Raw genomic sequence first — 25,569 nt, forward strand, 5'->3', positions numbered from 1 at the left:
TAACCGACAAAAAATCGGAATTTTACAAGATACATATGTAATATAACTACATATTTAAAACTGTTGGTATTCAATTCTAATAAATTGAATGTCAACAGTTTTAAAAGTCTCTATCCATTTTCACTTTCATTTGTTCGATATTTTGTAACATCATCATAGTGTTTAATATGGTAGGATGTCTATAAGTCAATTTCACTACAACTATGACTTGTTCTGCCCGTTTCTCAAAAAGAGTTATATTTATGCTACTACGCTTTAAAAATCCCCATTGTATGTATATGAATACTTCAAATTATTCCCTTTAGAAAATAGAGTCTAAATGGTTCATTATACTCTAATAGTTATAAAAACATAATATATAACTTCAGTTAAATAAATTGTATAAAGAAGGTGTAAAAATGAAGAATAAAATAAATTTACAAATGCAAAATATAAGCTTTGTTATAATAATGGCTTTAGCAGTATGGTTAAAAACATATCTTATTACGCGATTCAGTTTTGATTTAAAAATCGAGTCTTCAACGCAAGAGCTTATTTTGTTTATTAGTCCTCTAGCCGCATCATTAGCATTTGTTGGATTAGCATTATTTGCAACTGGTGAAAAGCGAAATTATATAGCGCTATGTATTAATTTCTTATTAACAATCGTACTCGTTGGAAATGTAATGTTCTATGATTTTTATAGTGATTTCGTTACATTACCAGTACTTGGACAAACCTCAAACTTTGGACAATTAGGCGGCAGTATTATAGAAATATTAAACTACAAAATTATACTCGCATTCGTAGACATTGTTTTCTTCTTTATTTTATTAAAAAAGAAATCATTGGTCTTTAAAACAGAACGTGTAACTCATTCTACACGCTTGTTATACTTTCTTTTAACAATTGGTGTATTCTTTGCGAATCTACATCTTGCAGAAAAAGAGCGCCCTGAATTATTAACGAGATCATTCGACCGAGTAATGCTTGTCAAAAATTTAGGCCTATATACTCACCAAGTATATGACTTAACACTGCAAGTAAAAGCCGGTTCACAAAAAGCGCTTGCTGATAGTAGTAAATTACAAGAAACTGAAAACTACGTAAAAGCAAACCAAAGCGAGCCAAACCCTAATATGTTTGGTACAGCGAAAGGAAAAAATGTAATTGTCGTCACTCTTGAATCCTTGCAAACCTTCTTAATAGGCGCATCAGTCAATGGGCAAGAAGTTACACCATTCCTAAATGAATTCATAAATGAAAGTTATTACTTTGATAACTTTTTCCATCAAACTGGTCAAGGGAAAACATCCGATTCTGAATTTCTAATCGATACGTCGTTGTATCCATTAAATCGAGGGGCTGTATTCTTCACACACGGTAACAATGATTATACTGCGACTCCAGAAATCTTACGTCAGCAAGGTTATTTCACTTCTGTATTCCATGCGAATAACGCAACATTTTGGAATCGTAATATCATGTACTCTGCTCTTGGTTATGATCGTTACTATAATGAGCTTGATTACAAAATTACACCAGAAACAAATTTAAATTGGGGATTAAAAGATATCGAATACTTTGATCAATCAGTAGATATATTAAAAACTGTTAATCAACCATTCTATGCTCGTTTCCTTACTTTAACAAACCATTATCCATTTACGTATGATGAAGATACAAAATTCATTGAACCATACAACTCTGGTAATGGCGTATTTGATCGTTACATCGTAACAGCACGTTACTTAGACGAATCAATTAAAAAATTTATTGAACGTCTAAAGGCCGAGGGGCTTTACGATGATTCTATTATTGTGTTATACGGTGATCATTATGGTATTTCCGAAAAACATAATCGTGCAATGGCACAGTTTTTAGAAAAAGATCAAATAACAGAATTTGATACTTTAAATTTACAACGTACGCCTTTATATATTCATATTCCTGGACAAACAGAAGGTCAAACTATTTCAAAGCCTACGGGACAAATCGATATGAAACCTACTATTCTAAATTTATTAGGTGTTGATTCTACGAATGATATTCGTTTTGGCCATGATATGTTTTCAGATGAATATACTGGCTTTGTTGTTTTACGTGATGGTAGCTTCATTACAGATAAGTATGCATACAAAAACAACACTTTCTACGACCGTATAACAGGTGAAATTGTAGATTTACCAAAAAAAGAAGCTCAAACCCTCATTAAACGTGCCCAAAATGAATTACGAATGTCTGACAAAATTATTGAAGGCGATTTATTACGCTTCTCAGAAAGCAATAAAATTAAAACTGGCGAAGTACAAACTAAAATTAAAGAAACAGAAAAATAATCTATATATGAAAAAGGAGCAACTTATTACAGTTGCTCCCTTTTACTTTTATTCTACGCTTGTTTCTAAAGCTACATCCGTATAGGTATTATCATTACCAATATTTAAAATTACTTCACATTGACGCAATCTCAATTCAAAGAGCATGATAGAATCATGATAGATTTCAGGATTTGATTTCATCTTATGTAATATCTCTTGTTTTTCTTGTATTTCTATATGCGTGTTTTCTACAGCTTGCTTTAAGGAGTTAAATGGATTCCTAAAGAATATATTAATATCTCGCTCTTGTGTGTTTTCAAACAGCTCAAATTGCAAGAAAAATTTCTTCATAATAGAAGCCGTTACCTCAGTATAATCTTCATTTTCTACATACTGTTTGTATTTGTTATATAGCATAGATTTATTTTTAGGAAGAACTCCAAATAATTTACCGGCACTTTTCAGTAAAAATTGTGCTGGCGTAAATCGACGTAAAATATTTACTTCATCCATTTGTATTCTAGTCGTCATCCTGTCAGTATCTCTGCGCCAGTCATCAAGCACTTTAAAGTCACATTCTAACTGTATTCTATTTTCTCCAAATAGTGAATTAAGCCCTTCACTAAGTTCTTCTAAATACGTTTGACTTTGAAGAAGCTCATTATTAGAAGTTGCAATCCAATTTTGCATAGAAAGAGCAAGATTAGGTAATACAGTTTGTTCTAAATATTTATGCACTCTTTCATTCATTGCTTTATTTAGTTCCGTATCCATGTGCCCGAAATCACTTTCTTCACTAATTAAATTAGAACAGCTCTTTAATATCTTCGGAATATTTTCAGTAAGATCATTTGTAATTTCAGTTTTCATTGAACGATATGATTGTGTAATGAGATGAATTTTTTCCCGCTCAAATGCAGTAAGGTTATTAATGCTACCGTTTAGTTTCACTAGCATATCTTCATTCCAATTAATAGCATCCACTAGATTGTTTTCTTTCTCAACACGTTTATCCAAAAGATATGTAATTGTTTTTCGAATGAAATATAATAACTTTTCAGTACGTTCTGCATCTATATGTTTATGATTAAAGTTAAAATGAATAAACTCAGTTAAATCATTTAATTGTTGACTACTTGTATATAACGAAGAATAAGGGAAAATTCTCGCATGCGGGAAATATGTGTTTATTCTCGTTGCCGTATCATGTAATACCCTTTTCACTTCTGCTTCACTGTAAATGTTATCGATTTTATTTAGTAAGAAATGAATTTGTAAATTTGGCGTATGTTCTTGAATACTTAATAGAATGTCACGTTCTTTATCAGTAAAAGGTGAATCCGCATTCAATACGAACAGTAATTCGTCTACAGAATTTAAATATTCGAATATCTCATCTCTAGTGTCGTTATTCCTATTAAAGCCAGGTGTCACTACAAATGTAAGTTTATTTTCATTTAAAAATCTGCATGGTAATTTAAATTCAACACATGCTCTATCTCTATATGTTTGATGGTGCTGAGACATCATATTATGGTAATCAGAGACATCTTCCGTTGTTGTAATTGCTGAGTCTGTTATAGCGTTTATTTCTATATGAGCATCATTTTTTAAAACTACTACATTTGAAATTGATTTTTCTAATATATTTTCTCCTAATATAGAGTTAATAAATGTAGTTTTTCCGTTTCCTGAAGTTCCCGTTACTAAAATACGATTTGTTCTTAAATCTGCGAGCTCGTCAACTAGCCATTTAAATCGGTGACCTATTTCTATATTGTGCTTTTGTGCCCATTGTGTAATAGATTCAAAAAGATGTAAGCTGTACTCTAAGCCATTTACATGATTAATAGAATGTGACAATAAGTTTTCTGCATGTTCTATATTTGCTGAATCTATTTTGGAAGGGAAAATCTCATCCCATGCCAATACAGCTGCAGATGGAAATACAGCATAAGATGGATTGACTACCTTTAACCAATTTGCTAACAGATTTGGTATGATATCGTTTAATTGTCTAAGCGTATATTGACCTTGAATTAATGCAAAGTACGTTTCTTCGTAAAGAGCAGAAACTTTGTTCCATATATCGGACGAATGTATTTCAATATGTAAGAAAAATTCATTTATTGTGTTAAGCCACAATAAGTAATTTTTTTCATTTTTATAACTGTTCCAGAGTGATGAAACCATTTGCGTAAATTGTACTTGATCTACATTATTTAATGTAGCTAATGCATCATAAAAATAGTCTGGTGAAATATGTTTAGTAAACCCTTTATCGATATATCCTTTTAACACCTCAAACCAAGGATACGATTCTATGCGAATTAACTCATTCACAGCAAGCTCTACTGCACTATCAAAATCTTGCTGTTCCTCATAAAAGGAACGGGCAATTTTTGTGACATTCGGATAATCAGGATTTAAAGAAACTGCTTCTTTAATAACACCGAAAGCTGAGTCAAAATTATTTTGCTCAATGTAAAGAGAAAGTAATTGTAGTCTAATTTCGGTCATCAATATTTTATTATCAGTAGTAATAGAAGTATAAATATTTTCAGCAAATGATAACTGATTAAGTTCGAAATAAGCATCCGCAATATTTTTTTGTGCCCATGGTGCTAATTCATTACTAACCTTCTCCCATTTAAAAATAGCTGCTTCAAAATCTTGATGACGATAATAAAATTCACCTTGTGCAAAACGAATATAAGACCCATCAGAAATCTCATTTTTTTCTTCGTTTACATAAGCTTGTCCAAGTACGTCAAGAGTTGGTTTTGTTTCATTCTCCATTAGGAATGTTTCATAATACATCTTTTTTATTAATTGTTTTTCTAATCTCATCTTTTCCCCCACTATATCTTGAAAATACATTTTTAAGATATGTCAATACTTTTTGTATGTATGCTTTTTATCTTAACAAAGAATATCTTTTGGAAAATTTCATTTTCCTTTCATTTTTCAAGTTAGATTGAATTTTTATGAGAAAAGTTTCAGTTTTTTTTCAATTCCCTTTCAGTTATGAAACAGCATTAAATGTTCCTAATAACCTAATAACACTATAATATTCCACATTATATTATCAGGAAAATCCCATATAAACCATATTATAAAAACAATCTATATTGAATTTATATACATAATTCACTGTGCTGTCAAACAAAAAAACAATAAGAGCCAACAGCTATTCATACCATTTCTTTCTCAAATTGTTTTCCTTTAAAATGTTTCAGTAGTTATGTAATTAAATTCCATTAACCTATATAAATAACTAGTCCAAAAAAAATCTATATGCATATCATGTTATAGTAAAGAATTCAGGAAATCCTAAAAGGAGGCATTTTCATGTTTGAAGATAAATCTAAAATAAACTACCCATATGAATTTACTGAAACTACAACAGTTCCTCTAAAGAACCCCATTGACAAAAAATTCAAGAACGGGACAGGTACACATAACTTTCCAATTAAGAAGCACTATAAAGAGCAAGTTCTATACACTGAAAAAATCAATAATAATAAAAATAAATAATTGTATAGATCCTTATAACAATTAGCCAAATAAGAAGCAACATTTGGCCATGCATAGTTATTTGGTTAGTAATGTAGAAATCTTTATTATACAATTCATGCACCTTTTAAAAAGTGCTGTATACAGCGCTTTTTTATACATAGATAAATTTAAGCTAACGCAACCAAGAAATAAACTGCAAAATTACTCCACCTTATTTTCGTTTAACAATTAAATCTACATATTAAAAGGGAGCAACAGTAAATGTTGCTCCCTTTTGAAAAGTAATTTTATTCACTCTACATAACCCTCTTAAACATCTTTTCCAACTCATAAGTAGAATGATGCACAAGAATCGGTCTTCCGTGTGGGCATGTGTATGGGTTTGTTGTTGTACGTAATTCTTCCAGTAAGGCAAATATTTGATCGTTCGTTAAATATTGATTCGCTTTAATGGACGCTTTACAGCTCATCATGATGGCTGCTTCTTCACGTAACTTTTTAATATCAACTTTTTTTAGTTTAACAACTTGCTCCATCATTTCATCGATAATTTCTGTTTCTTGTCCTTTCGGGAACCATGTTGGATGCGAGCGGACGATAAAGGATTGATGGCCGAATTGTTCTAAAAATAGCCCGACTTTTTTTAGTTCTTCTAACTGTTCTTCGACACGTAAAAATTCAGTAAGAGATAGATCAATACGGTACGGTACAAGTAACTCTTGTACTTCTTGCGCTACCCTTCCTACTTTATCACGGAAGTATTCATAATTAATACGTTCCTGCGCGGCATGCTGGTCAATCATATATAAGCCTTTATCATTTTGAGCGAAAATATATGTTCCATGCATTTGTCCAATTGGATAAAGTGGTGGTAAGTCATTCCCGTTCATTTCAATCTCTTTTATTTCCCGAACTTCTTCTTCTAATTCCTCTAGTTCAAAGTCCTCTTCATTACTGTCCCACGATTTCTCTTCTTGAATTGGTTCTTCGATTATCGGTTTAGTGGATGGTTGCCAACTTCGCTCTTCTCTTATGAGCGACTGTGGTGGTTGCCATTCTTGTTTCGGCGGTTGCCACAGTTGTGGTGGCTGTTTCACAGCCTGCGGTTCTTCTTGTTTTGCATCCATGCCAGTTGGTAAAACAATGTCCGGCATAGATGGTTCTTTCGGCTTTGCATGCTCAAACTGGAACTGTTCTTGCACACTTTCGTCTTTTTCTTTTTTCTTCGTTGTTACGCCTGCATCTGGAATGAGCTGTATTTTTTTAAATGCAGCTTGCAATGTTTCTTCGATCAGCTTTAGCAATTCTTGTTCTTTACTAAAACGAACCTCTAACTTCGCTGGATGTACGTTAACGTCAACTAGCATTGGATCCATTTCAATAGATAAGAAGCCAATTGGATACCGGCCGACTGGCAGTAATGTATGGTATCCTTGCTGAATTGCTTTCATTAGTACAAAGTTTCGAACGTAACGACCATTTACGATCGTTGACATATAATTTCGAGATGCTCTCGTTACTTCTGGTAATGTTACATAGCCTTTAATTGTAAAGTCTAAAGATTCAGCTTCAATTGGAACAAGCTTCTTCGCAACTTGAATACTGTAAATCGATGCAAGTACTTGTCTTACATCACCGTTACCTGATGTATGAAGCAATTTCTTTTCATTATGAAACAGTTTTAACGATACTTCTGGATGTGACATTGCAATACGATACACGATATCTGTAATATTTCCGAGCTCTGTATGAATGGTTTTCATATATTTAAGACGCGCTGGTGTATTAAAGAATAAGTTTTGTACTGTAATATCTGTTCCTTTTCGGCTCGCAGTCTTCTCTTGCTTTATAATGTCTCCACCTTTAATAATAAGGTGTGTACCAGGTGCATCACCTGTACTAGTAATTAATTCTAATTCACTAACAGAGGCAATACTCGGCAATGCCTCACCGCGGAAACCGAGTGTTCTTATGCGAAACAGATCATTTTCATCTTTAATTTTACTCGTCGCATGGCGTTCAAAAGCGACGATACAGTCTTCTTCTGCAATACCATCACCGTTATCAATGATACGAATTTTCGATAACCCAGCTTCTTCTAAGTGGATTTCAATAGATGTACTATTCGCATCGATAGAATTTTCCACAAGTTCTTTTACGACTGAAGCAGGGCGCTCTACTACTTCCCCTGCCGCAATTAAGTTAGAGAGTTGGTCATCGAGTTTGCGAATTTTCCCCATCTACTTACTCATCCTTTCTTTAACTTCTTCTGTAAGCGATACAATTCGTTCATCGCTTCTAAAGGTGTCATATCAAGTAAATCAATTTTTTTAATTTGCGCAAGTACTGCGCTTTCTTTTTGATCAAGCACAGGCTTGTCTTGTTTTTTTGAAGATTGGTCTCCTCCAAAGAAAGATAGTTGTGACTCTTCTTCAGTCTCTTCTTTCTTTTCTTGTATTTCTGCCGGTTCTTCTTTTACAACTACAGGTTCTGGAACAACTTCTTGTACCTTTACTTCTACACGCTTTGGAATAATAATTTCTTCCTGTCCTTCTAGTTGTGCTAACACTTCTTTCGCGCGGGCGATTAAGCTATCTGGAAGCTCTGCAAGTTGCGCAACGTGAATTCCGTAACTTTTATCAGCTGCTCCATCTTGAATTTTATGAAGGAATACTACTTTTCCATTCTCTTCAATTGCTGAAACGTGTACATTTTTCAGTTGATCTAAACTCTCTTCTAACACAGTCAATTCGTGATAATGCGTAGAGAATAACGTTTTTGCACCAATTTGGTCATGAATATGTTCAATAATCGCTTGTGCAAGTGCCATGCCATCATACGTAGATGTACCTCGTCCAATTTCATCGAATAAAATTAAACTTCTTTCTGATGCGTTTGCAATTGCATTTTTCGCTTCTAACATTTCGACCATAAATGTACTTTGACCTGATATTAAATCATCCGCTGCACCAATTCTCGTAAAGATTTGATCAAATACAGGTAATACTGCTTCTGTTGCTGGTACGAAACAACCAATTTGTGACATAACCGTTACAAGTGCTAACTGTCTCATATACGTACTTTTACCAGACATGTTCGGTCCTGTAATTAAAAAGACATCCATCTTCTCTGGCATAATACAGTCATTCGGTACATACAATTTCCCGTTCAATACTTTTTCAACGACAGGATGACGACCATCTTTAATAAAGATTTCACGCTTCGTTGTTAGTACAGGTTTTACAAACTGTTCTTCTTCACTAACTGTCGCAAAACTTTGCAGTACGTCTAATTCACTAATTACTTTTGCTAAATGTTGTAATTTCGGAATAAATACTTTTACTTCTTCACGAAGCGCTGTAAATAAATCGTATTCTAGTTGTACAATTTTTTCTTCTGCTTCTAAAATTAACGTTTCTTTTTCTTTCAGTTCATCTGTAATGAAACGTTCAGCATTAGCAAGCGTTTGTTTTCGTTCGTAGCGGCCTTCTGGAAGTGCTGCAAGATTCGCCTTCGTCACTTCAATGTAGTAGCCGAAAATACGGTTGTACCCGATTTTTAACGATTTAACTCCTGTAATATCACGCTCTCGTTTTTCAAGCTCAGCGATCCACGTTTTTCCGTTTTTACTAACGTAACGATATTGATCAAGCTTGTCATTATAACCGTCTTTAATAATATCTCCATCTTTAATAGAAAGCGGTGGGTTTTCTTGAATACTTCTTCCTAGTAATTCAGTTAAGCTCTCACATGGATCCGCTCCTTGAATTAACCTTGCTGCATAAGCATTATCTAACAAACTAATCGCTTCTAAAATAGCTGGCACTTGAAGTAAAGATCGTCTTAACTGTAATAAGTCCCTTGCATTGACATTACCAAATGCAACTTTTCCTGCTAAACGTTCTAAATCATATACTTCTTTTAATTTTTCTTTTAAATCTTCACGTAAGAAGTAATCATTTACAAATGTTTCAACCATTTCTAAACGCTCTTCAACTTTTTCTTTCTGAATAAGTGGACGTTCCATCCACTGTTTTAACATACGACCACCCATAGCTGTTTTTGTTTTATCCAATAGCCATAATAATGATCCTGTTTTTTCTTTCGTTCGAAGTGTTTCCGTCAGCTCTAAATTTCGCTTTGAATGCACATCAATTTTCATAAATTGATTCGTATAATAAATTTCTACAGGTTGTAAATGATCTAATGAACGTTTTTGCGTTCTTATCACATAGTTAAATAAGCGTCCAATTGCTTTAATTAACTTTGCTTGCGAAACATTTTTCACAAGATGTTCTAATCCTTCAGGAATTGCCGTTGCATCTTCATATGAAATTGTCATTTTTAACGTTTCAGTTAATTTATTTAATTCATCTTTAGAAAATGAAGAATCTACAACAATTTCTTTCGAACCAGTTGCATACACTTCCAATAAAATATCTTCTACTGAACCAGTCAATAACGTTACTGTATTTTGTCCAGTCGTTAAATCATTACAAGCTAAAGCATATGATCCATCTTCAAAATGTGTTAATGCGGCTAAGAAGTTGTTTTCTTTCTCATCAATTGTACGCCCTTCCATCATCGTTCCTGGCGTAATTAGTTGTACTACTTCACGGCGCACTACACCTTTAGCTGTTTTTGGATCTTCCACTTGCTCACAAACAGCAACTTTATATCCTTTTTCAACAAGTTGTTCAATATAGTTTTTAGCTGCATGATGGGGTACACCGCACATCGGTATACGATCACTACTGCCACCATCTCGGCTCGTTAATGTAATCTCAAGCTCATGAGCTGCTTTAACGGCATCTTCAAAGAACATTTCATAAAAATCGCCTAATCGGAAAAATAAAAAGGCATCTTGATAGTCTGCCTTAACCTTTAAATATTGCTGTATCATAGGGGTATATTGCGTCATACTTTTCCTCCATAATTCTTACATAGTAATCAATTTTCATATATGTCACATTTCACGGACATCCATATCTCCTATTTCAGGAGTCTATCTTCATTATAACATATTTCATAAAGAATCATGTTCATTCAGCGCCACTTATGTAAAGTAAAAAGCTAGGAAGAACTTCTCCCTAGCTTTCTATTACTCTTCTTCTGCATCAACGATAAAGTTCGGATCTAATTCTTCAAATTCATCATCAGCAATTTGGAAATCATCATCTGATTCTACGCAGCCTTCAGGATTTACACTTACACAAATTTTCGTTTCTCCAACTACTTCTGTTACAAATTCACGTTCTACAGTTACAACAATTTTATTACCGTTTGGTGATACCAGCGCTTCTAAACAATTTGGTGGCTGAATAACACGAGCAATAATTTCTAAATCGTCACCAGAAAAGTTTTTATCACGATAACCAATGCTGACTTCGTCCGTGTAGTTCACGCGTTCTGTTACAACTTCAGTCTTTGTATTTCCATCAAATGAATACCAAGTGTTCACATCATAGAAACCTTCAATTTCCACATGCTTCCCATTCTTTCTTGCTTCGTACGAGTGGTTAATTACCCAGCACCCTAAAATACTTGTTGGTTCATTATTCGATTCACATGTATGCGTTGACTTTGTATACTTACGTCCTTTTCCAACCACTGCTTTTGTAATAATCTCTCTAAATTCGGACATTCGTAACCCTCCTCAATCACTATTCACTTAATCATATGCGTGACAATAGCGGAATGTGTCATTCTTTTTTTGAGAAGAACTTACGTTTAATCAACTAAAAAAAAGAGATGTCAATATGACATCTCTTTAACAACCACAATTTCCTTTTTTACTTTCTACCGCTGCGCCAGTTTCACCCTTAAGTACATCGCCACCAGTTGAAATTAATATTTCATCTGTTACGTTGTTAGAAATTGTACTAGCAACTAACTGTAATAAGTCATTTACATATGTTTGTGAAGATTTAAATTCTTGTACAACTGGAATACTGTCTAACTTATCTTGCAATGCATCAATTTCAGCTTCTACCTTTTTTAAAGCTTCCCATTTCCCGTAATGTTGCAAGTTTACTGCTTGTTTTTGCAGTGCTTTAATTTCATCAATTGCGCGCTTTACATTTTCATTTTTATGAATTTGCGCCTCTGCTTTCTTAAAAAAATCAACCTCTTCTGTTTCAGAAATCATTTTTGCTAATTCTTTCGCTTGTTCAACAATGTCATCTTTCGAATATACTTTCATCTATTATTTCACCTCAATCGGCTCTTCAACTAATTCCCCGTTAAGAGACCAAGTTTTTGCTTCCGTTACTTTTACTTTCACAAGCTGACCAATTAAAGATTTTGAAGCAACGAAGTTTACAAGTTTATTCGTACGAGTATAACCTGCAAGTACTTCCGGATTATTTTTACTTTCCCCATCAACTAACACTTCTACAATTTGACCTTTATAACGACTATTCTTTTCAATTGCCAACGTATTTACTAGTGTATTTAAGCGTTGAAGACGTTCTTTCTTTACTTCCATCGGTACATTATCTTTCATTTTTGCAGCTGGTGTACCTTCGCGAGGAGAATAAATAAATGTAAAGGCAGTATCAAATCCTACTTCACGATATAACGACATCGTTTCTTCAAATTGCTCATCTGTTTCATTTGGGAAACCAACGATAATATCTGTTGTTAATACTGCATCTGGAATTGCTTCTTTAATTTTTCTTACAAGTTCTAAATAATGCTCACGCGAATATTTACGCGCCATAATTTTCAACATATCTGTACTTCCAGATTGAACTGGTAAATGGATATGTTCTACTAGGTTGCCACCTTTGCCAAGTACTTCAATTAAGTGATCATCGAAATCACGTGGATGGCTCGTTGTAAAACGAATACGGGCTATATCAACTTTACGAAGTTCGTCCATTAAATCACCAAGACCGTATTTTACATCTTCAAAATCTTTACCATATGCATTTACGTTCTGTCCAAGTAATGTAATTTCTTTATAACCATTCGCAGCTAAGTGACGAATCTCTTGGATAATATCTTCTGGACGTCTACTTCGCTCTTTTCCTCGTGTATACGGTACAATACAATACGTACAGAACTTATCACAGCCATACATAATATTTACCCAAGCTTTAATATCACCACGGCGTACTTTCGGAAGGTTTTCAATTACGTCCCCTTCTTTTGACCAAACTTCAACTACCGTTTCCTTCGAGAACATCGCATCTTTTAGAATGTACGGTAATCTATGAATATTATGCGTTCCAAACACCATATCTACATGCTGATTTTTTTGCATAATTTTATTTACAACAGATTCTTCTTGAGACATACAACCACATACACCAATTAAAAGGTCCGGATTTCTTCGTTTTAGTGACTTTAAATGGCCTAGTTCACCAAACACTTTATTTTCAGCATTTTCACGAATCGCACAAGTATTTAATAAAACTACATCTGCATCCTCAGTTGAAAAAGTTGGTTCATATCCAAGCGTTGTGAAAATACCTGCCATTACTTCCGTATCATGCTCATTCATTTGACAACCATATGTACGAATATAGAACTTTCGGCCTGTACCAAAATTGCGAAACTCTTCAGGTAAGCCAAAATCCCGTTCAATTTTAACTTCTTCTTTCCCGCGCTTTTTCGCATCCTTTAAGGAAGGTGGTTGATATACACTTTCAAAGTATTTACTATAATCTTTCTCTTCTTTTTTCGTAGAGGAATTTGCTTGTTGACTTGCTAATCGTTGTTGCTCGTTCATCGGTAATCTCCTTTCACCCTTAACTATACACACTCTATAGTCCATTTTAATGCGCTTAGACTCACCTCAAAAATGGTTAGATAGCTTGGAGATAACTTGTCCTTTGAAACTTGAGTAATCAATCTAATCATTCATAAGAATGAAGTCTTCCCCACGCAAATAGACATTCCCTTTTTATCATTTCTTATTGTCCTACCAAAAAGCATATTGCTTTATCCCTATAAACATTACCATAGTATGACGTGTTTCGCCAATTTTAACAATCCAGAGGCCCTTTATTATCTTACATTTCATAAGCAATGAACTTGCCATTTTCATACAACGATTTACATATTATTTTACCATTCTGAATTTTCTAAGTAAATAAAACTACCCTATATTTTTTGCACATAAAAAAGGTTGCCAAATCGGCAACCTCCTCTTCTTACATTACATAAATTCAGCAACAAGCTCATCAAACATTTTCTGATCCATATTTAAATCAGATTTCACTAAAGGCTCTTCACTATAGCCTTTAACAAGTTCTTGATATGATGGTTGCTTAGTATTTTGATAAATTAAACCTGTTACTAAACCGTTATTTTCCATTAACGTTTGCATAGCCATCATGCGATTAGATGGATCATATCCCTCTACTGTGCTTAGTTTCGTTAAATTCTCTTTAAACCAATCGTAAGTATTTACTTTATTGTAAGTAACACATGGGCTAAATACGTTAATTAATGAAAATCCTTTATGGTTAATACCAGCTTCAATAATTTGTGTTAATTCTTTTAAATCACTCGAAAAGCTTTGCGCCACAAATGTCGCACCAGCTGTTAAAGCCATTTCCATTACATTTAGTGATGGTTCAATTGAACCTTGTGGTGTGCTTTTCGTTTTAAATCCAGCTTCACTACGTGGTGAAGTTTGCCCTTTTGTTAATCCATAAATTTGGTTATCCATTACGATGTACGTAATATCGATATTACGACGAATAGAATGGATTGTATGTCCCATACCAATCGCAAATCCATCACCGTCACCACCTGAAGCGATAACTGTTAAATCACGATTTGCCATTTTCACACCTTGTGCAATCGGAAGGGCACGACCATGAATACTATGCACACCATATGAATTAATATAACCTGAAATACGGCCTGAACAGCCGATACCAGAAATAACAGCAAGTTCATCTGGATTTAAGCCAACGTTAGCTGCTGCACGTTGAATTGCAGCTTGCACTGAGAAGTCTCCGCAACCTGGGCACCAGTTTGGCTTTACACTGTTACGAAAGTCCTTAAATGTTGCCATTTAATACAACCCCTTTTTTGCATTCGTTGTAAATCTCTTTCGGCAAGAATGGGTTTCCATCATATTTTAAAAGACTAGAAATTTTCTCACCATTACCAAGATTCATTTTCATAATGTTAGCAAGTTGACCTGTTGCATTGTTTTCTACTACTACAACACGCTTCGCCTTTTTCACAAGTGGATCGATTTCAGCTGTTGGGAACGGGTGAATTAAACGCACATGAGCATGGTTTACTTTCATACCCTCTTGTTCTAAACGCGTCATTGCCTCTTCGATCGCACCACGAGTTGAGTTAAATCCAACAAGCAATACGTCTGCTTCTTCATGCTTAACATTTTTATAAACAGGGGTATTAAACTTCAAGTTCTCCATTTTACGGAAACGTTTGTCCATTTGATCTTTACGGTTTATTGCTGATTCCGATGGCTTTCCAGTTTCATCATGTTCTACACCTGTAACATGGTGAACACCATTTTTCATACCAGGTAAAACACGCGGCGAAACGCCGTCTTCAGTTACTTCATAACGCTTGAAGTATGCTTTATTTTCACGTTCTGGTAATTCTGCTTCTAAATCAAGCTTACCACGACGGATTTCCACTTTATCTAATTTAAGTGGTTCTACTGTTTGTTTTCCTAACGAAAGCTGTAAATCTGTTAAGAAAATAACAGGAACTTGATATTCTTCAGATAAGTTAAATGCTTCTACAATGTCATAGAAAGCTTCTTCAACTGTACTTGGCGCCATTACGATTTTTGGAATTTCACCATGCGTACCGTAAATCATCGCCATTAAGTCAGACTGTTCTTGTTTCGTTGGTAATCCCGTACTTGGACCACCACGTTGTGTATCAACAATTACTAATGGGGTTTCTGTAATACCTGCTAAACCGATTGCTTCCATCATTAATGACAGACCAGGACCAGCAGATGCAGTTAATGTACGAACACCAGCATAGTTTGCGCCGATTGCCATTGTACAAGCTGCAATTTCATCCTCAGTTTGGATTACTGTTCCGCCGACTTTCGGTAATTTTTTAATTAAGTATTCCATAATTTCTGATGCAGGTGTGATTGGGTATGCTGACATAAAACGAGCACCACCAGCTACCGCACCAAATGCGATTGCATCGTTTCCAATCATAAACATGCGTTTTTTACCATCAGCTTTTTCAAGCTGCATCATGTTTACTTTCTCACCTAGTAATTCTTTCATATATTGAGAGCCGCGTTTAATTGCGTCCATATTCTTTTGAACGACTTGCTCTCCTTTACGACCAAAGATTTCTTCAACAACATCTAAATAAGCTGTTTCGTCTAATCCTAATACTGCACTTGATGCTCCAACAGCAACCATGTTTTTCATTAATGATGTGCCTAATTCTGAAGCAATATCTGTAAACGGTATCACATATAGATTTACATCTGTATTGTCGGGTATTGTTGGATTAAATTTCGCATCCGCAACTACAATTCCACCTGGACGTAGTTCGTGGAAGTTAAAATCAATTGTTTCTTGGTCAAAAGCAATTAAAATATCTAAATCATCTGAGATCGCGCGTACTTCTGTTGTACTTACACGAATTTTATTATTTGTATGGCCGCCTTTTATACGTGATGAGAAGTGGCGGTAACCGTATAGGTAATATCCTAATCGGTTTAATGCAATACAGAAGATTTCTCCTGTACTTTCAATTCCTTCACCTTGTTGGCCTCCAACTTTCCATGAAAGTTGACTAATCATCTCCTACACCCCTTTTGGCTGCATTCATTGTAGTGTATTTTTTTACAGTAATAGTTTAGCATTTTTTATGCAAATAAACTACAACGGACGCAAATTATGCCTCTTCTGATTTCCCTGAATCTTTAGTATAAAGCTATTTTGTTTTTCATTCTAGTATTAGGTCTTAAAAAAAGCAATAAAATCAAATGAATTAATTTTAATTTTTCTGAATTTTAAACCACAAACTTAAAAACTCATATGTTCAACAAAATTATCATATAAAAATCTTTCTACAGTAGATGCAGCATAGTATTTATAAAGCTCATTCATGACATTTTCATAATCTCCATAGGCAGATACATTGACAACCGTATCTACAATCCCATCAAAATCTGAACCAAACCCTATATTGTTTTCTCCACCTAGCGAGCAAATATATTCGATATGTTTTATGATATCAGTTATATTTGCTTGCCTTTCACTTGTTAGAAACTGCGGTACAAAAGTGACACCGATCATGCCATTTTTCTTTATAAGAGCTTTAAGTTGTTCATCGTTTAAATTACGTGGGTGCTCGCAAAGTTTCATACAATTTGAGTGGGAAGCAATAGGATTTTTTGCAATCTCTATAACATCCCAAAAACTTCTTTCATTTAGATGAGACACATCAGTCCATACATGTAGCGCATTCAGTTCTTGTACAACCTGTTTACCAAAATTCGTTAAACCCGCCCCACGTGTCTCTAGCGCACCATCAGCTAAGAGATTAGCATAATTCCATGTTAGTCCAAAAGAACGTACTCCTAGGCGATACAACAACCGTAATTTCATTGCTTCTTTTCCAATTGCTTCGCATCCTTCTAGTGTTAATATCGCTCCAACCTCGTCCTGTTTTAACATGTTAATATCATCTTGTGTCTGAATAAACTTTACACTTGGTAGCGATAAAATTTCATTATAAAAAATATCTACCATTTGTAATGCTGCTTCAAATTGGTTTTCATATGCCACTGTTTCTGGTACATATATAGCAAAACATTGTATACTTCCTTTTCTTCTCTTTAACTGTTCAAATGTAATATGTAATTGTGAATCATCGTTAAAATTCCTTTTCCCTTGTGCACTCCATAACTGAAGAAGCACGTCACAATGAGCATCAAAAATTTTCATTTTCATTCCTCCATTATAAAAACAACCTGTTTGCATACTGCAAACAGGTTGTTTAAAACTTAACGAGGTTCTACAATTAATTTTATTGCTGTACGCTCTTCGCCATCAATCATAATATCTGTAAACGCTGGGATACAAATCAGGTCCAAACCACTAGGCGCTACAAATCCTCTTGCGATTGCTACTGCCTTTACCGCTTGGTTCAATGCACCTGCACCAATAGCTTGAATTTCTGCTGTTCCGCGTTCGCGAATAACACCTGCAAGTGCACCAGCTACAGAATTAGGGACCGACGTTGCTTTAACTTTTAATATTTCCATTCCGCGTTTCCTCCTCGTTTCTTTAAAAAGTATTAGCAATTATTTCACTTTAACTTATATTCACGAGGAATGGCGCGTATTCCTGCTAAATTTTCGTAATTTTTCTAAAAAATTAAAATATAATAACTTATCTAAAATTTAACGGAAATTTACTCAAAAAATGGTTGATCGTCATTAATTAAAATGCGCTCAATTTTCTTTGCTTTTCCTGTATTTGGATCCACATCAATTAACACTGCACTTAATTGCGTTCTACCACTTGTTACTTCAAATCGTACCGGTAAGTTCGTTAAAAACTTCTTCAATACCGCTTCTCGGTCCATACCTAATATTCCATCATATGGCCCTGTCATCCCAACATCTGTAATATATGCCGTTCCGCTTGGTAAAATACGGTTATCCGCTGTAGGGACATGCGTATGCGTACCTACTACTGCTGTAGCACGTCCATCTACATACCAACCTAGCGCTTGTTTTTCACTTGTAGTCTCCGCATGGAAATCAACAAAGATAATATTCGTACGTTTTTTCGCAATATTAATTAATTCATCCACTTTACGGAATGGACAATCAATCGGAGGAAGGAAAGTACGCCCTTGTAAGTTAATAACTGCAACTTCTGTTCCATTACAGTTCACAAAGATAAGTCCTTTTCCTGGAGTTCCTTCTGGGAAGTTAGCTGGTCTTGCAAGATATTTTGCATCATCGATGAATTCAAATACTTCACGATTATCCCAAGCATGGTTTCCAAGTGTAACTGCTTGCGCCCCACACTCTAAAAAGTTTCGATATATTTTTTCTGTAATCCCACGGCCACCTGCTGCGTTTTCTCCATTAATGATTGTTACTGTAGGTGTATATTTTTTCTTTAATGCCGGTACGTATTGTTGAATCATACCTCTACCAGGAGATCCTACTACATCCCCAACAAATAATATTCTCATATGTCTTACCCTTTCTATGTACTGCATTTTTTATTGCTATAGCATTAAGGAAATTCCTTATAATATGTTTATTATAAGTTTGTTTCACTTTTACGCTATATAACTAACTGTCTTTATTTTATCCAATTCCAACACAAAAAAATAAAGTGGTGTTTCACCACTTTATTTTGCGTATTCCACTGCACGTGTTTCACGAATAACAGTTACTTTAATATGTCCTGGGTAATCCAGTTCATTTTCAATACGTTTTCGGATATCACGAGCTAAACGATGAGCTTCTAAATCATCGATTGTATCTGGTTTTACCAAAATACGAACTTCACGTCCTGCTTGAATTGCAAATGATTTTTCAACGCCTTCATAAGACTCTGAAATCTCTTCTAACTTTTCAAGACGACGAATGTAGTTTTCAAGCGTTTCACTACGAGCTCCCGGTCTTGCAGCTGATAAAGCATCTGCTGCTGCAACTAAAACTGCAATGATAGAAGTTGGTTCTGTGTCACCATGGTGAGATGCGATACTGTTTATAACTACAGGATGCTCTTTATATTTCGTTGCGAGTTCAACACCAATTTCAACGTGGCTACCTTCTACTTCATGGTCAATCGCTTTTCCGATATCATGTAATAGACCAGCACGTCTTGCTAGTTTTTCATCCTCGCCAAGCTCTGCTGCCATAAGTCCAGTTAAATATGCAACTTCCATAGAGTGTTTTAAGACGTTTTGTCCATAACTTGTACGGTATTTTAAACGACCTAAAATTTTAATTAAATCTGGGTGTAATCCATGAACACCCACTTCAAACGTTGTTTGCTCTCCGACTTCGCGAATATACTCGTCCACTTCACGTCTTGATTTTTCGACCATCTCTTCAATACGCGCTGGGTGAATACGTCCGTCCTGTACTAGTTTATCAAGAGCGATACGAGCTGTTTCACGACGAATTGGATCGAATCCAGAAAGGATTACCGCCTCTGGTGTATCATCGATAATTAAGTCAATACCCGTTAACGTTTCTAACGTACGAATATTACGACCTTCACGCCCGATAATACGTCCCTTCATTTCGTCATTTGGAAGATTTACAACCGAAACGGTTGTTTCAGCAACATGATCAGCTGCACATCTTTGCATTGCAAGAGATAAAATCTCTTTTGCTTTCTTATCCGCTTCTTCTTTCGCGCGAACTTCACTTTCTTTTACCATAACAGCGATTTCATGAGAAACTTCATTTTCTACTTTACCAAGAATAATTGCTTTCGCTTGTTCGCGTGTCAGATTGGAAATGCGCTCTAATTCTGTTTGTTGCTTTTGAACTAACTCTCCCACTTTGCTTTCCAACTCTTCAATCTGTTGTTGTCTCGCTACAAGAGAATCCTCTTTCTTCTCTAACTGCTGCTCGCGTTTATCGAGCGTTTCGTCTTTACGATCAAGGTTCTCTTCTTTTTGCATTAAACGATTTTCTTGTTTTTGTAATTCGCTTCTACGGTCACGAATTTCTAATTCAGCTTCTGTACGAAGTGTATGAATTTCATCCTTTGCTTCTAAAAGCGCTTCTTTCTTAAGTGCTTCAGCCTCACGATTCGCTTCGTCTAGAATACGTTTCGCTTCATTAGCCGCACCATTAATCTTCGCTTCAGCAATAGACTTTCGAACAAAAAAGCCAACAACTGCACCGACTGTTGTTGCAAGCAAAATGGAGATGAGTATCCAAACTGTACTACTCATGATTTCACCTCCCCTTGCTATGAATGAAAAAAGACTGTCGGCATGTACATTAAATTACAACATACAGCAAAGACCGTCGTCCCGCTTTTTTAAGGGACTTTCTTCATTTCACAATTAAAATGTCATATTATTATTTCGGTAAGTTTTAAACCTTACTCCGAATATTACTTCTCTTCTTGAGAAGAGTATATCGTATATAAGAAAAAATATACATTCTCATTGTATCTATCGTAATTTTCATTGTCAAGCGTTGTCTACTTTTACTTTCTTTACCTTCAGTCCTGAATGTTATCTGAATTTGAAAAATTGATAGCATATTATCCTGGAAAACCTTAGTAAATACCATTTTATTCCCTTAAAACGCATGAATATTCCTCTTTACACATCCCATTTGAGTCAAAAAAATATTTTAACCACTACGATAGATACCCCTTTAATAGAAGGTAAAAAATAAAAGACACGGGACCCGTGTCTTTTATTTTTTAATCTTGAAGAGTTGAATCTTCCGTGTCTTCCACACCAGAATCTTCACCAATTCCGTGATGATCACGAACAAAGAAGGCAATTTCCTCTCTTAAGTCCGTATTCTCTTTTAAGAATTGCTTCGAATTTTCACGACCTTGTCCTAAACGTTCTTCATTATAAGAATACCAAGCACCGCTCTTTTGAACGATATCAAGCTCAGAAGCCATATCCAAGATTTCCCCTTCTCTTGAAATACCTTCTCCGTACATAATATCAACTTCAGCAACACGGAATGGTGGCGCTACTTTATTTTTCACTACTTTTACTTTTGTTTTATTACCAACGATGTCGTTACCTTGCTTTAATTGCTCCGCACGACGCACTTCAAGACGAACAGTTGAATAGAATTTCAACGCACGACCACCTGGAGTTGTTTCTGGCACTATCTATAGATTTTCCATCTCTATAGTCTGGACTATCTCTTCATCTCTTTACAGAGAGCCTTGCACTTCCAGCAGTAGCCTATCATCTGCCGTACCCTACTCAGTTAACTAAAAGTCCTTTTCGGTAGTCTCTACACCTTCCCCATATCACTATGGAGCTTGGCACGGTATTACCCTAAATAATGGTGGGCTTCACCGTTAGCAACTATATGGATAGTTACACCCTTAGGCAATAAGGTTCACAAGGTTTTTTAACATGCTATCACTAGCAAGGGAAACCCATGGTAAACTCCTTAATCTTTTCGATTAAGCAACTTGTAGTTGATTTCCGAACATAACCCCAACTTTTTCACGAATTTGGTTAATAAAGATTGCAATTGTTTTTGATTTGTTGATTGCTCCTGAAAGCTTGCGAAGTGCTTGTGACATTAAACGTGCTTGTAAACCTACGTGTGAGTCACCCATGTCTCCTTCAATCTCTGCTTTCGGTACAAGAGCTGCTACAGAGTCAATTACGATAATGTCAACCGCACCACTTCGTACAAGTGCTTCTGCGATTTCTAATCCTTGCTCCCCTGTATCAGGCTGTGATAATAGTAATTCATCTATGTTAACGCCTAATTTTTGTGCATATACAGGATCCATTGCGTGCTCCGCATCGATGAATGCTGCTTGTCCACCTTGACGTTGTACTTCTGCAATTGCATGTAATGAAACTGTCGTTTTACCTGAACTTTCAGGTCCGTAAATTTCGATAATACGGCCACGTGGGTATCCGCCTACCCCTAGCGCCACATCAAGTGCTAAAGAACCACTTGAAATTGTAGAAATTCTACGTTCCGCTTGTTCTCCTAATTTCATAATTGAACCTTTACCGAATTGCTTCTCTATTTGTTTTAACGCCATATCTAATGCCGCTTGACGATCACTCATTCAAAATTCCTCCTTAACTGAATTGCTAATCTTATTATACCTATTTTCAATTCAATTTGCCAACAAAAATCGAACATTTATTCGATTTTTTTATTTTCCATCACACAAATACGGAATTTAACTATAAAAAAAGCTAGAAGAGACTTATATCTCTTCTAGCTTTTTATATAAATGATAAAATCCATATTTTGCTGATCGTTCTCTAATTTGTTGACGACTTCCACTTAAATTAAGAGGAAAGACTGCAGTTTGTTCACCTTTAATCGCTAATCCAACAAATACTGTTCCTGGCTCTTTCTGTTCTGACGCATCTGGCCCTGCTACCCCAGTGAAACTAATTCCGATATCCGCTTTTAATAAATCCTTAACATTTTCAGCAAGATAACGAGCACATTCCTTACTAACTGCACCATCAGTATGCAATACTTCTTCAGGCACACGTAAAACATGTTGCTTCACATCATTATGATAACAAATGACACCGCCCTTAAATACAGAAGAAACACCAGCATTTTCAGTTACTTGATTTCCAAAAAGACCACCTGTTAAACTTTCTGCACATGCTAAAGTTAACCCTTTTCTCTTCAATAACTCGATTGCCTTATAATGCAAAAATTCTTGGTCATATCCGTAGAAAAATTCTCCTACTCTTTCTAAAATCAAATCTTCCACATGTTGAATTAGTTTCTCCGCTTCGCTAACATTTTGATGCTTAGCAGTTAAACGTAATGTCACTTCTCCATCATTTGCTAGCGGGGCAATTGTTGGGTTTGTTTGTCCATCAATTAAATCTTGAACTTTCACCTCTAATTGGGACTCCCCAATACCGAAGAAACGAAGCACACGTGAATAAATGTTTTCTCCTGTTGTAAAATTACGTAAAAAAGGCTCTACGTAACTTACATACATTGGTTTCATTTCTTTTGGCGGCCCTGGTAATAAAATATAAACTTTTCCGTTCTTATTTACCCCCATACCCGGCGCCATACCGTGGTCATTTGCAAATACTGTTGCTCCATTTAAAACGAGCGCTTGCTTTTTATTATTCTCCGTAAATTCACGGCCTGTACGCTTAAAGTAATTACTTATTAAGGCTAATGCCTTTTCATCATACACAAGCTTTTCATCTAAACTAGTCGCTATTGTTTCTTTCGTTAAATCATCTTTTGTCGGCCCTAACCCACCTGTAAAAATAAGGATATCAGCACGTTCTTCCGCAGCTTCAATTGCCTTTTGCAGTCGCTTATTATTATCACCAACAACAGTATGATAGTACACGTTAATTCCAATTGAAGCCAACTTTTCAGATAAAAACTGGGCATTTGTATTTGCAATTTGTCCAAGTAATAATTCAGTTCCAACCGCAATAATCTCAGCATTCATCCCAATTCCCCCATAAACTTCTATTTTGAGTTTACAAATGCAGCTCTATTTTTCCAGAAATAATCCCATCCTGAAATAACAGTAAAGATTAATGCAATCCATATGAAGATATCCGCAACTGGAATATGGATTAAATTTAAAGGTACATCGTGTAATAAATATGCTGCAATCGCAATAATTTGTGTCCATGTCTTAATTTTCCCTAGCTGATTTGCCGCAACTACTTCCCCTGTTCCAGCAAGTACAAGACGTAAACCTGTTACAGCAAACTCACGACTGATAATTACAATAACAATCCAAGCCGGTACATATCGCATCTCTACCAATGTAATAAGTGCTGCTGAAACAAGTAATTTATCAGCTAACGGATCAAGAAACTTTCCTAAGTTCGTTACAAGATTATACTTCCTTGCGTAATGTCCATCAATCCAATCTGTAGCTGAAGCAACGATAAAGATAAGTGCCCCCACTAAATGTTGAATTGGTAAATCAACATCACCAATTGTGTATGAACCCCAATTAAAGGGCGCTAACATAATTACCATGAAAATTGGAATTAAGAAGATTCTAGATATTGTAATTTTATTTGGTAAATTCACAGCTATTCCTCCATCATATCAAAAACATTTGTTCATTGAAAAAAGTCATCGAAGCGATGACTGTTATTGTGCAGGTTGCCCTATCCCTTGGTTTTTTATCACCAATCTTTGGTGAAGTTCTTTTTCTGGGTCCAATGGGAAAGCAACCACTTGGCCATTCAGTTTAACTTCAACATTCGTTGCATTTCCAATATTAAGTCGTACTTCTTTTAATGTTGATACATCACGTTTTTCTGTTTGACCACCTTGTACTGTAGTGTTTAAAATTTCGTTACCCGCATCATCTTTAACATCTACATAGCTTGTACCCTTCGCTATGATTTCCAATTCTAACGTTTTATTATTATGAATTTCCAAAGTAGATACCTTACCAGTTGTTCCAACTACTTTCACTTCTTGCTGTCCCGTTGGTGGTGCTGGTTGCTCTTCTTTCTTTGGTTCTTCTTTCTTTGGTTCTTCTTTCTTTGGTTCCTCTTTTTTTGGCTCTTCCGCTTTCGCTTCATCTTTCTTCGTATCTAACGGAGAATCTTTTGCTTTTTGAACTTCAATTTTCTCACTTTGAGCACTCGGAACTTTTTCATCATCTTTTCCAGTTAACGCTTGAAACACAAACCAGATTACCACTCCAACTGCGATTACTAACAACGCAACTAAGATTTTCGGCATGTGATCTGCAATTGGCCATGATGAAGATTTTTGCATTGTTTCTTGTGTTTTTTGTCCCGTTGATACTTGTGGAACTTCACGCTTTTCAGATTGTGGTATCGTACTCTGATGTTCTACAAGCAGTTCCTCTCCATTTAATCCAACCGCATCTGCGTATTGTTTAATGAATGCACGCGCATAAAAAGCTCCTGGCAATACATCATAATTGCCTTCTTCAATTGCCACTAAATGGCGTTTTTGAATTTTTGTAATCTCATGCAGCTGATCAATAGTCAAGCCTTTCGCTTCTCTTGCTTCTTTCAGCTTTTGTCCCAATTCCGTCACTACTAACACCTCAATATTTCT

The 25,569-nt window shown here is 35.3% G+C and carries 17 protein-coding genes and 2 pseudogenes; 2 read left to right on the top strand and 17 right to left on the bottom strand.

Annotated features, from left to right (window positions below; translation table 11 throughout):
• Window positions 1–398: 398 nt before the first annotated feature.
• Window positions 399–2,318, top strand: a complete 1,920-nt coding sequence (locus N2V79_RS18065; protein WP_340720126.1) for an LTA synthase family protein — start codon at window positions 399–401, stop codon at window positions 2,316–2,318.
• A 48-nt stretch (window positions 2,319–2,366) separates the two neighbouring features.
• On the opposite strand, the gene N2V79_RS18070 is transcribed toward N2V79_RS18065, so the two are convergent.
• Window positions 2,367–5,150 (bottom strand): dynamin family protein, encoded by a 2,784-nt coding sequence (locus N2V79_RS18070; protein WP_200458030.1) that lies wholly within the window; start codon window positions 5,148–5,150, stop codon window positions 2,367–2,369.
• 501 nt (window positions 5,151–5,651) lie between these two features.
• Here N2V79_RS18070 and N2V79_RS18075 point away from each other — a divergent pair.
• Window positions 5,652–5,837 (top strand): hypothetical protein, encoded by a 186-nt coding sequence (locus N2V79_RS18075; protein WP_000461138.1) that lies wholly within the window; start codon window positions 5,652–5,654, stop codon window positions 5,835–5,837.
• Window positions 5,838–6,115: 278 nt separating this feature from the next.
• Here N2V79_RS18075 and mutL read toward each other — a convergent pair whose 3' ends face one another.
• From mutL to N2V79_RS18155, 16 genes and pseudogenes are all read right to left on the bottom strand, one after another.
• Window positions 6,116–8,059, bottom strand: coding sequence for a DNA mismatch repair endonuclease MutL (gene mutL, locus N2V79_RS18080; RefSeq protein WP_069356114.1), 1,944 nt, complete (start codon window positions 8,057–8,059; stop codon window positions 6,116–6,118).
• Between the two features lie 8 nt (window positions 8,060–8,067).
• Window positions 8,068–10,740 carry a DNA mismatch repair protein MutS gene (gene mutS, locus N2V79_RS18085; RefSeq protein WP_000195993.1) on the bottom strand — a complete coding sequence of 891 codons (2,673 nt, stop codon included), beginning with the start codon at window positions 10,738–10,740 and terminating at the stop codon, window positions 8,068–8,070.
• Window positions 10,741–10,920: 180 nt separating this feature from the next.
• The gene (gene cotE / locus N2V79_RS18090) at window positions 10,921–11,463 is read right to left on the bottom strand and encodes an outer spore coat protein CotE (RefSeq protein WP_001288799.1); all 543 of its coding nucleotides are present in this window, start codon (window positions 11,461–11,463) and stop codon (window positions 10,921–10,923) included.
• A gap of 126 nt (window positions 11,464–11,589) precedes the next feature.
• A complete protein-coding gene (locus tag N2V79_RS18095) occupies window positions 11,590–12,021 on the bottom strand; it encodes a RicAFT regulatory complex protein RicA family protein (protein WP_000870460.1) in 432 nt (143 codons plus the stop codon).
• 3 nt (window positions 12,022–12,024) lie between these two features.
• Window positions 12,025–13,554 (bottom strand): tRNA (N6-isopentenyl adenosine(37)-C2)-methylthiotransferase MiaB, encoded by a 1,530-nt coding sequence (miaB, locus tag N2V79_RS18100; protein WP_001005393.1) that lies wholly within the window; start codon window positions 13,552–13,554, stop codon window positions 12,025–12,027.
• Between the two features lie 429 nt (window positions 13,555–13,983).
• A complete protein-coding gene (locus N2V79_RS18105; protein ID WP_000190155.1) occupies window positions 13,984–14,850 on the bottom strand; it encodes a 2-oxoacid:ferredoxin oxidoreductase subunit beta in 867 nt (288 codons plus the stop codon).
• Window positions 14,837–16,594: a 2-oxoacid:acceptor oxidoreductase subunit alpha gene (locus N2V79_RS18110; protein WP_000625417.1), complete on the bottom strand. Its 1,758-nt coding sequence runs from the start codon at window positions 16,592–16,594 to the stop codon at window positions 14,837–14,839. Before N2V79_RS18110 ends, N2V79_RS18105 begins: the two co-directional genes overlap by 14 nt.
• A 225-nt stretch (window positions 16,595–16,819) precedes the next feature.
• A complete protein-coding gene (locus N2V79_RS18115) occupies window positions 16,820–17,743 on the bottom strand; it encodes a dipeptidase (protein WP_340720127.1) in 924 nt (307 codons plus the stop codon).
• 59 nt (window positions 17,744–17,802) lie between these two features.
• A complete protein-coding gene (spoVS, locus tag N2V79_RS18120; RefSeq protein ID WP_000404341.1) occupies window positions 17,803–18,063 on the bottom strand; it encodes a stage V sporulation protein SpoVS in 261 nt (86 codons plus the stop codon).
• 149 nt (window positions 18,064–18,212) lie between these two features.
• On the bottom strand, window positions 18,213–19,007 hold the full coding sequence (locus N2V79_RS18125; RefSeq protein WP_001221097.1) for a TIGR00282 family metallophosphoesterase: 795 nt from the start codon (window positions 19,005–19,007) through the stop codon (window positions 18,213–18,215).
• Window positions 19,008–19,169: 162 nt separating this feature from the next.
• Entirely contained in the window at window positions 19,170–20,735 is a 1,566-nt protein-coding gene (gene rny / locus N2V79_RS18130; RefSeq protein ID WP_000099769.1) for a ribonuclease Y, read from the bottom strand.
• Between the two features lie 482 nt (window positions 20,736–21,217).
• Window positions 21,218–21,640: pseudogene (locus N2V79_RS18135) on the bottom strand (recombinase RecA); the annotation flags it as partial.
• 327 nt (window positions 21,641–21,967) lie between these two features.
• Window positions 21,968–22,576 (bottom strand): annotated as a pseudogene (gene recA, locus N2V79_RS18140) (recombinase RecA); the annotation flags it as partial.
• Window positions 22,577–22,720: 144 nt separating this feature from the next.
• Window positions 22,721–23,959 carry a competence/damage-inducible protein CinA gene (gene cinA, locus N2V79_RS18145; protein ID WP_029443109.1) on the bottom strand — a complete coding sequence of 413 codons (1,239 nt, stop codon included), beginning with the start codon at window positions 23,957–23,959 and terminating at the stop codon, window positions 22,721–22,723.
• A 20-nt stretch (window positions 23,960–23,979) separates the two neighbouring features.
• Window positions 23,980–24,558: a CDP-diacylglycerol--glycerol-3-phosphate 3-phosphatidyltransferase gene (gene pgsA, locus N2V79_RS18150; protein ID WP_001052977.1), complete on the bottom strand. Its 579-nt coding sequence runs from the start codon at window positions 24,556–24,558 to the stop codon at window positions 23,980–23,982.
• Between the two features lie 63 nt (window positions 24,559–24,621).
• Window positions 24,622–25,548 carry a helix-turn-helix domain-containing protein gene (locus tag N2V79_RS18155; RefSeq protein WP_061659878.1) on the bottom strand — a complete coding sequence of 309 codons (927 nt, stop codon included), beginning with the start codon at window positions 25,546–25,548 and terminating at the stop codon, window positions 24,622–24,624.
• Window positions 25,549–25,569 lie beyond the last annotated feature (21 nt).

It is taken from the genome of Bacillus sp. CH_70, assembly GCF_038007045.1.
GTDB classification, from domain to species: domain Bacteria; phylum Bacillota; class Bacilli; order Bacillales; family Bacillaceae_G; genus Bacillus_A; species Bacillus_A cereus.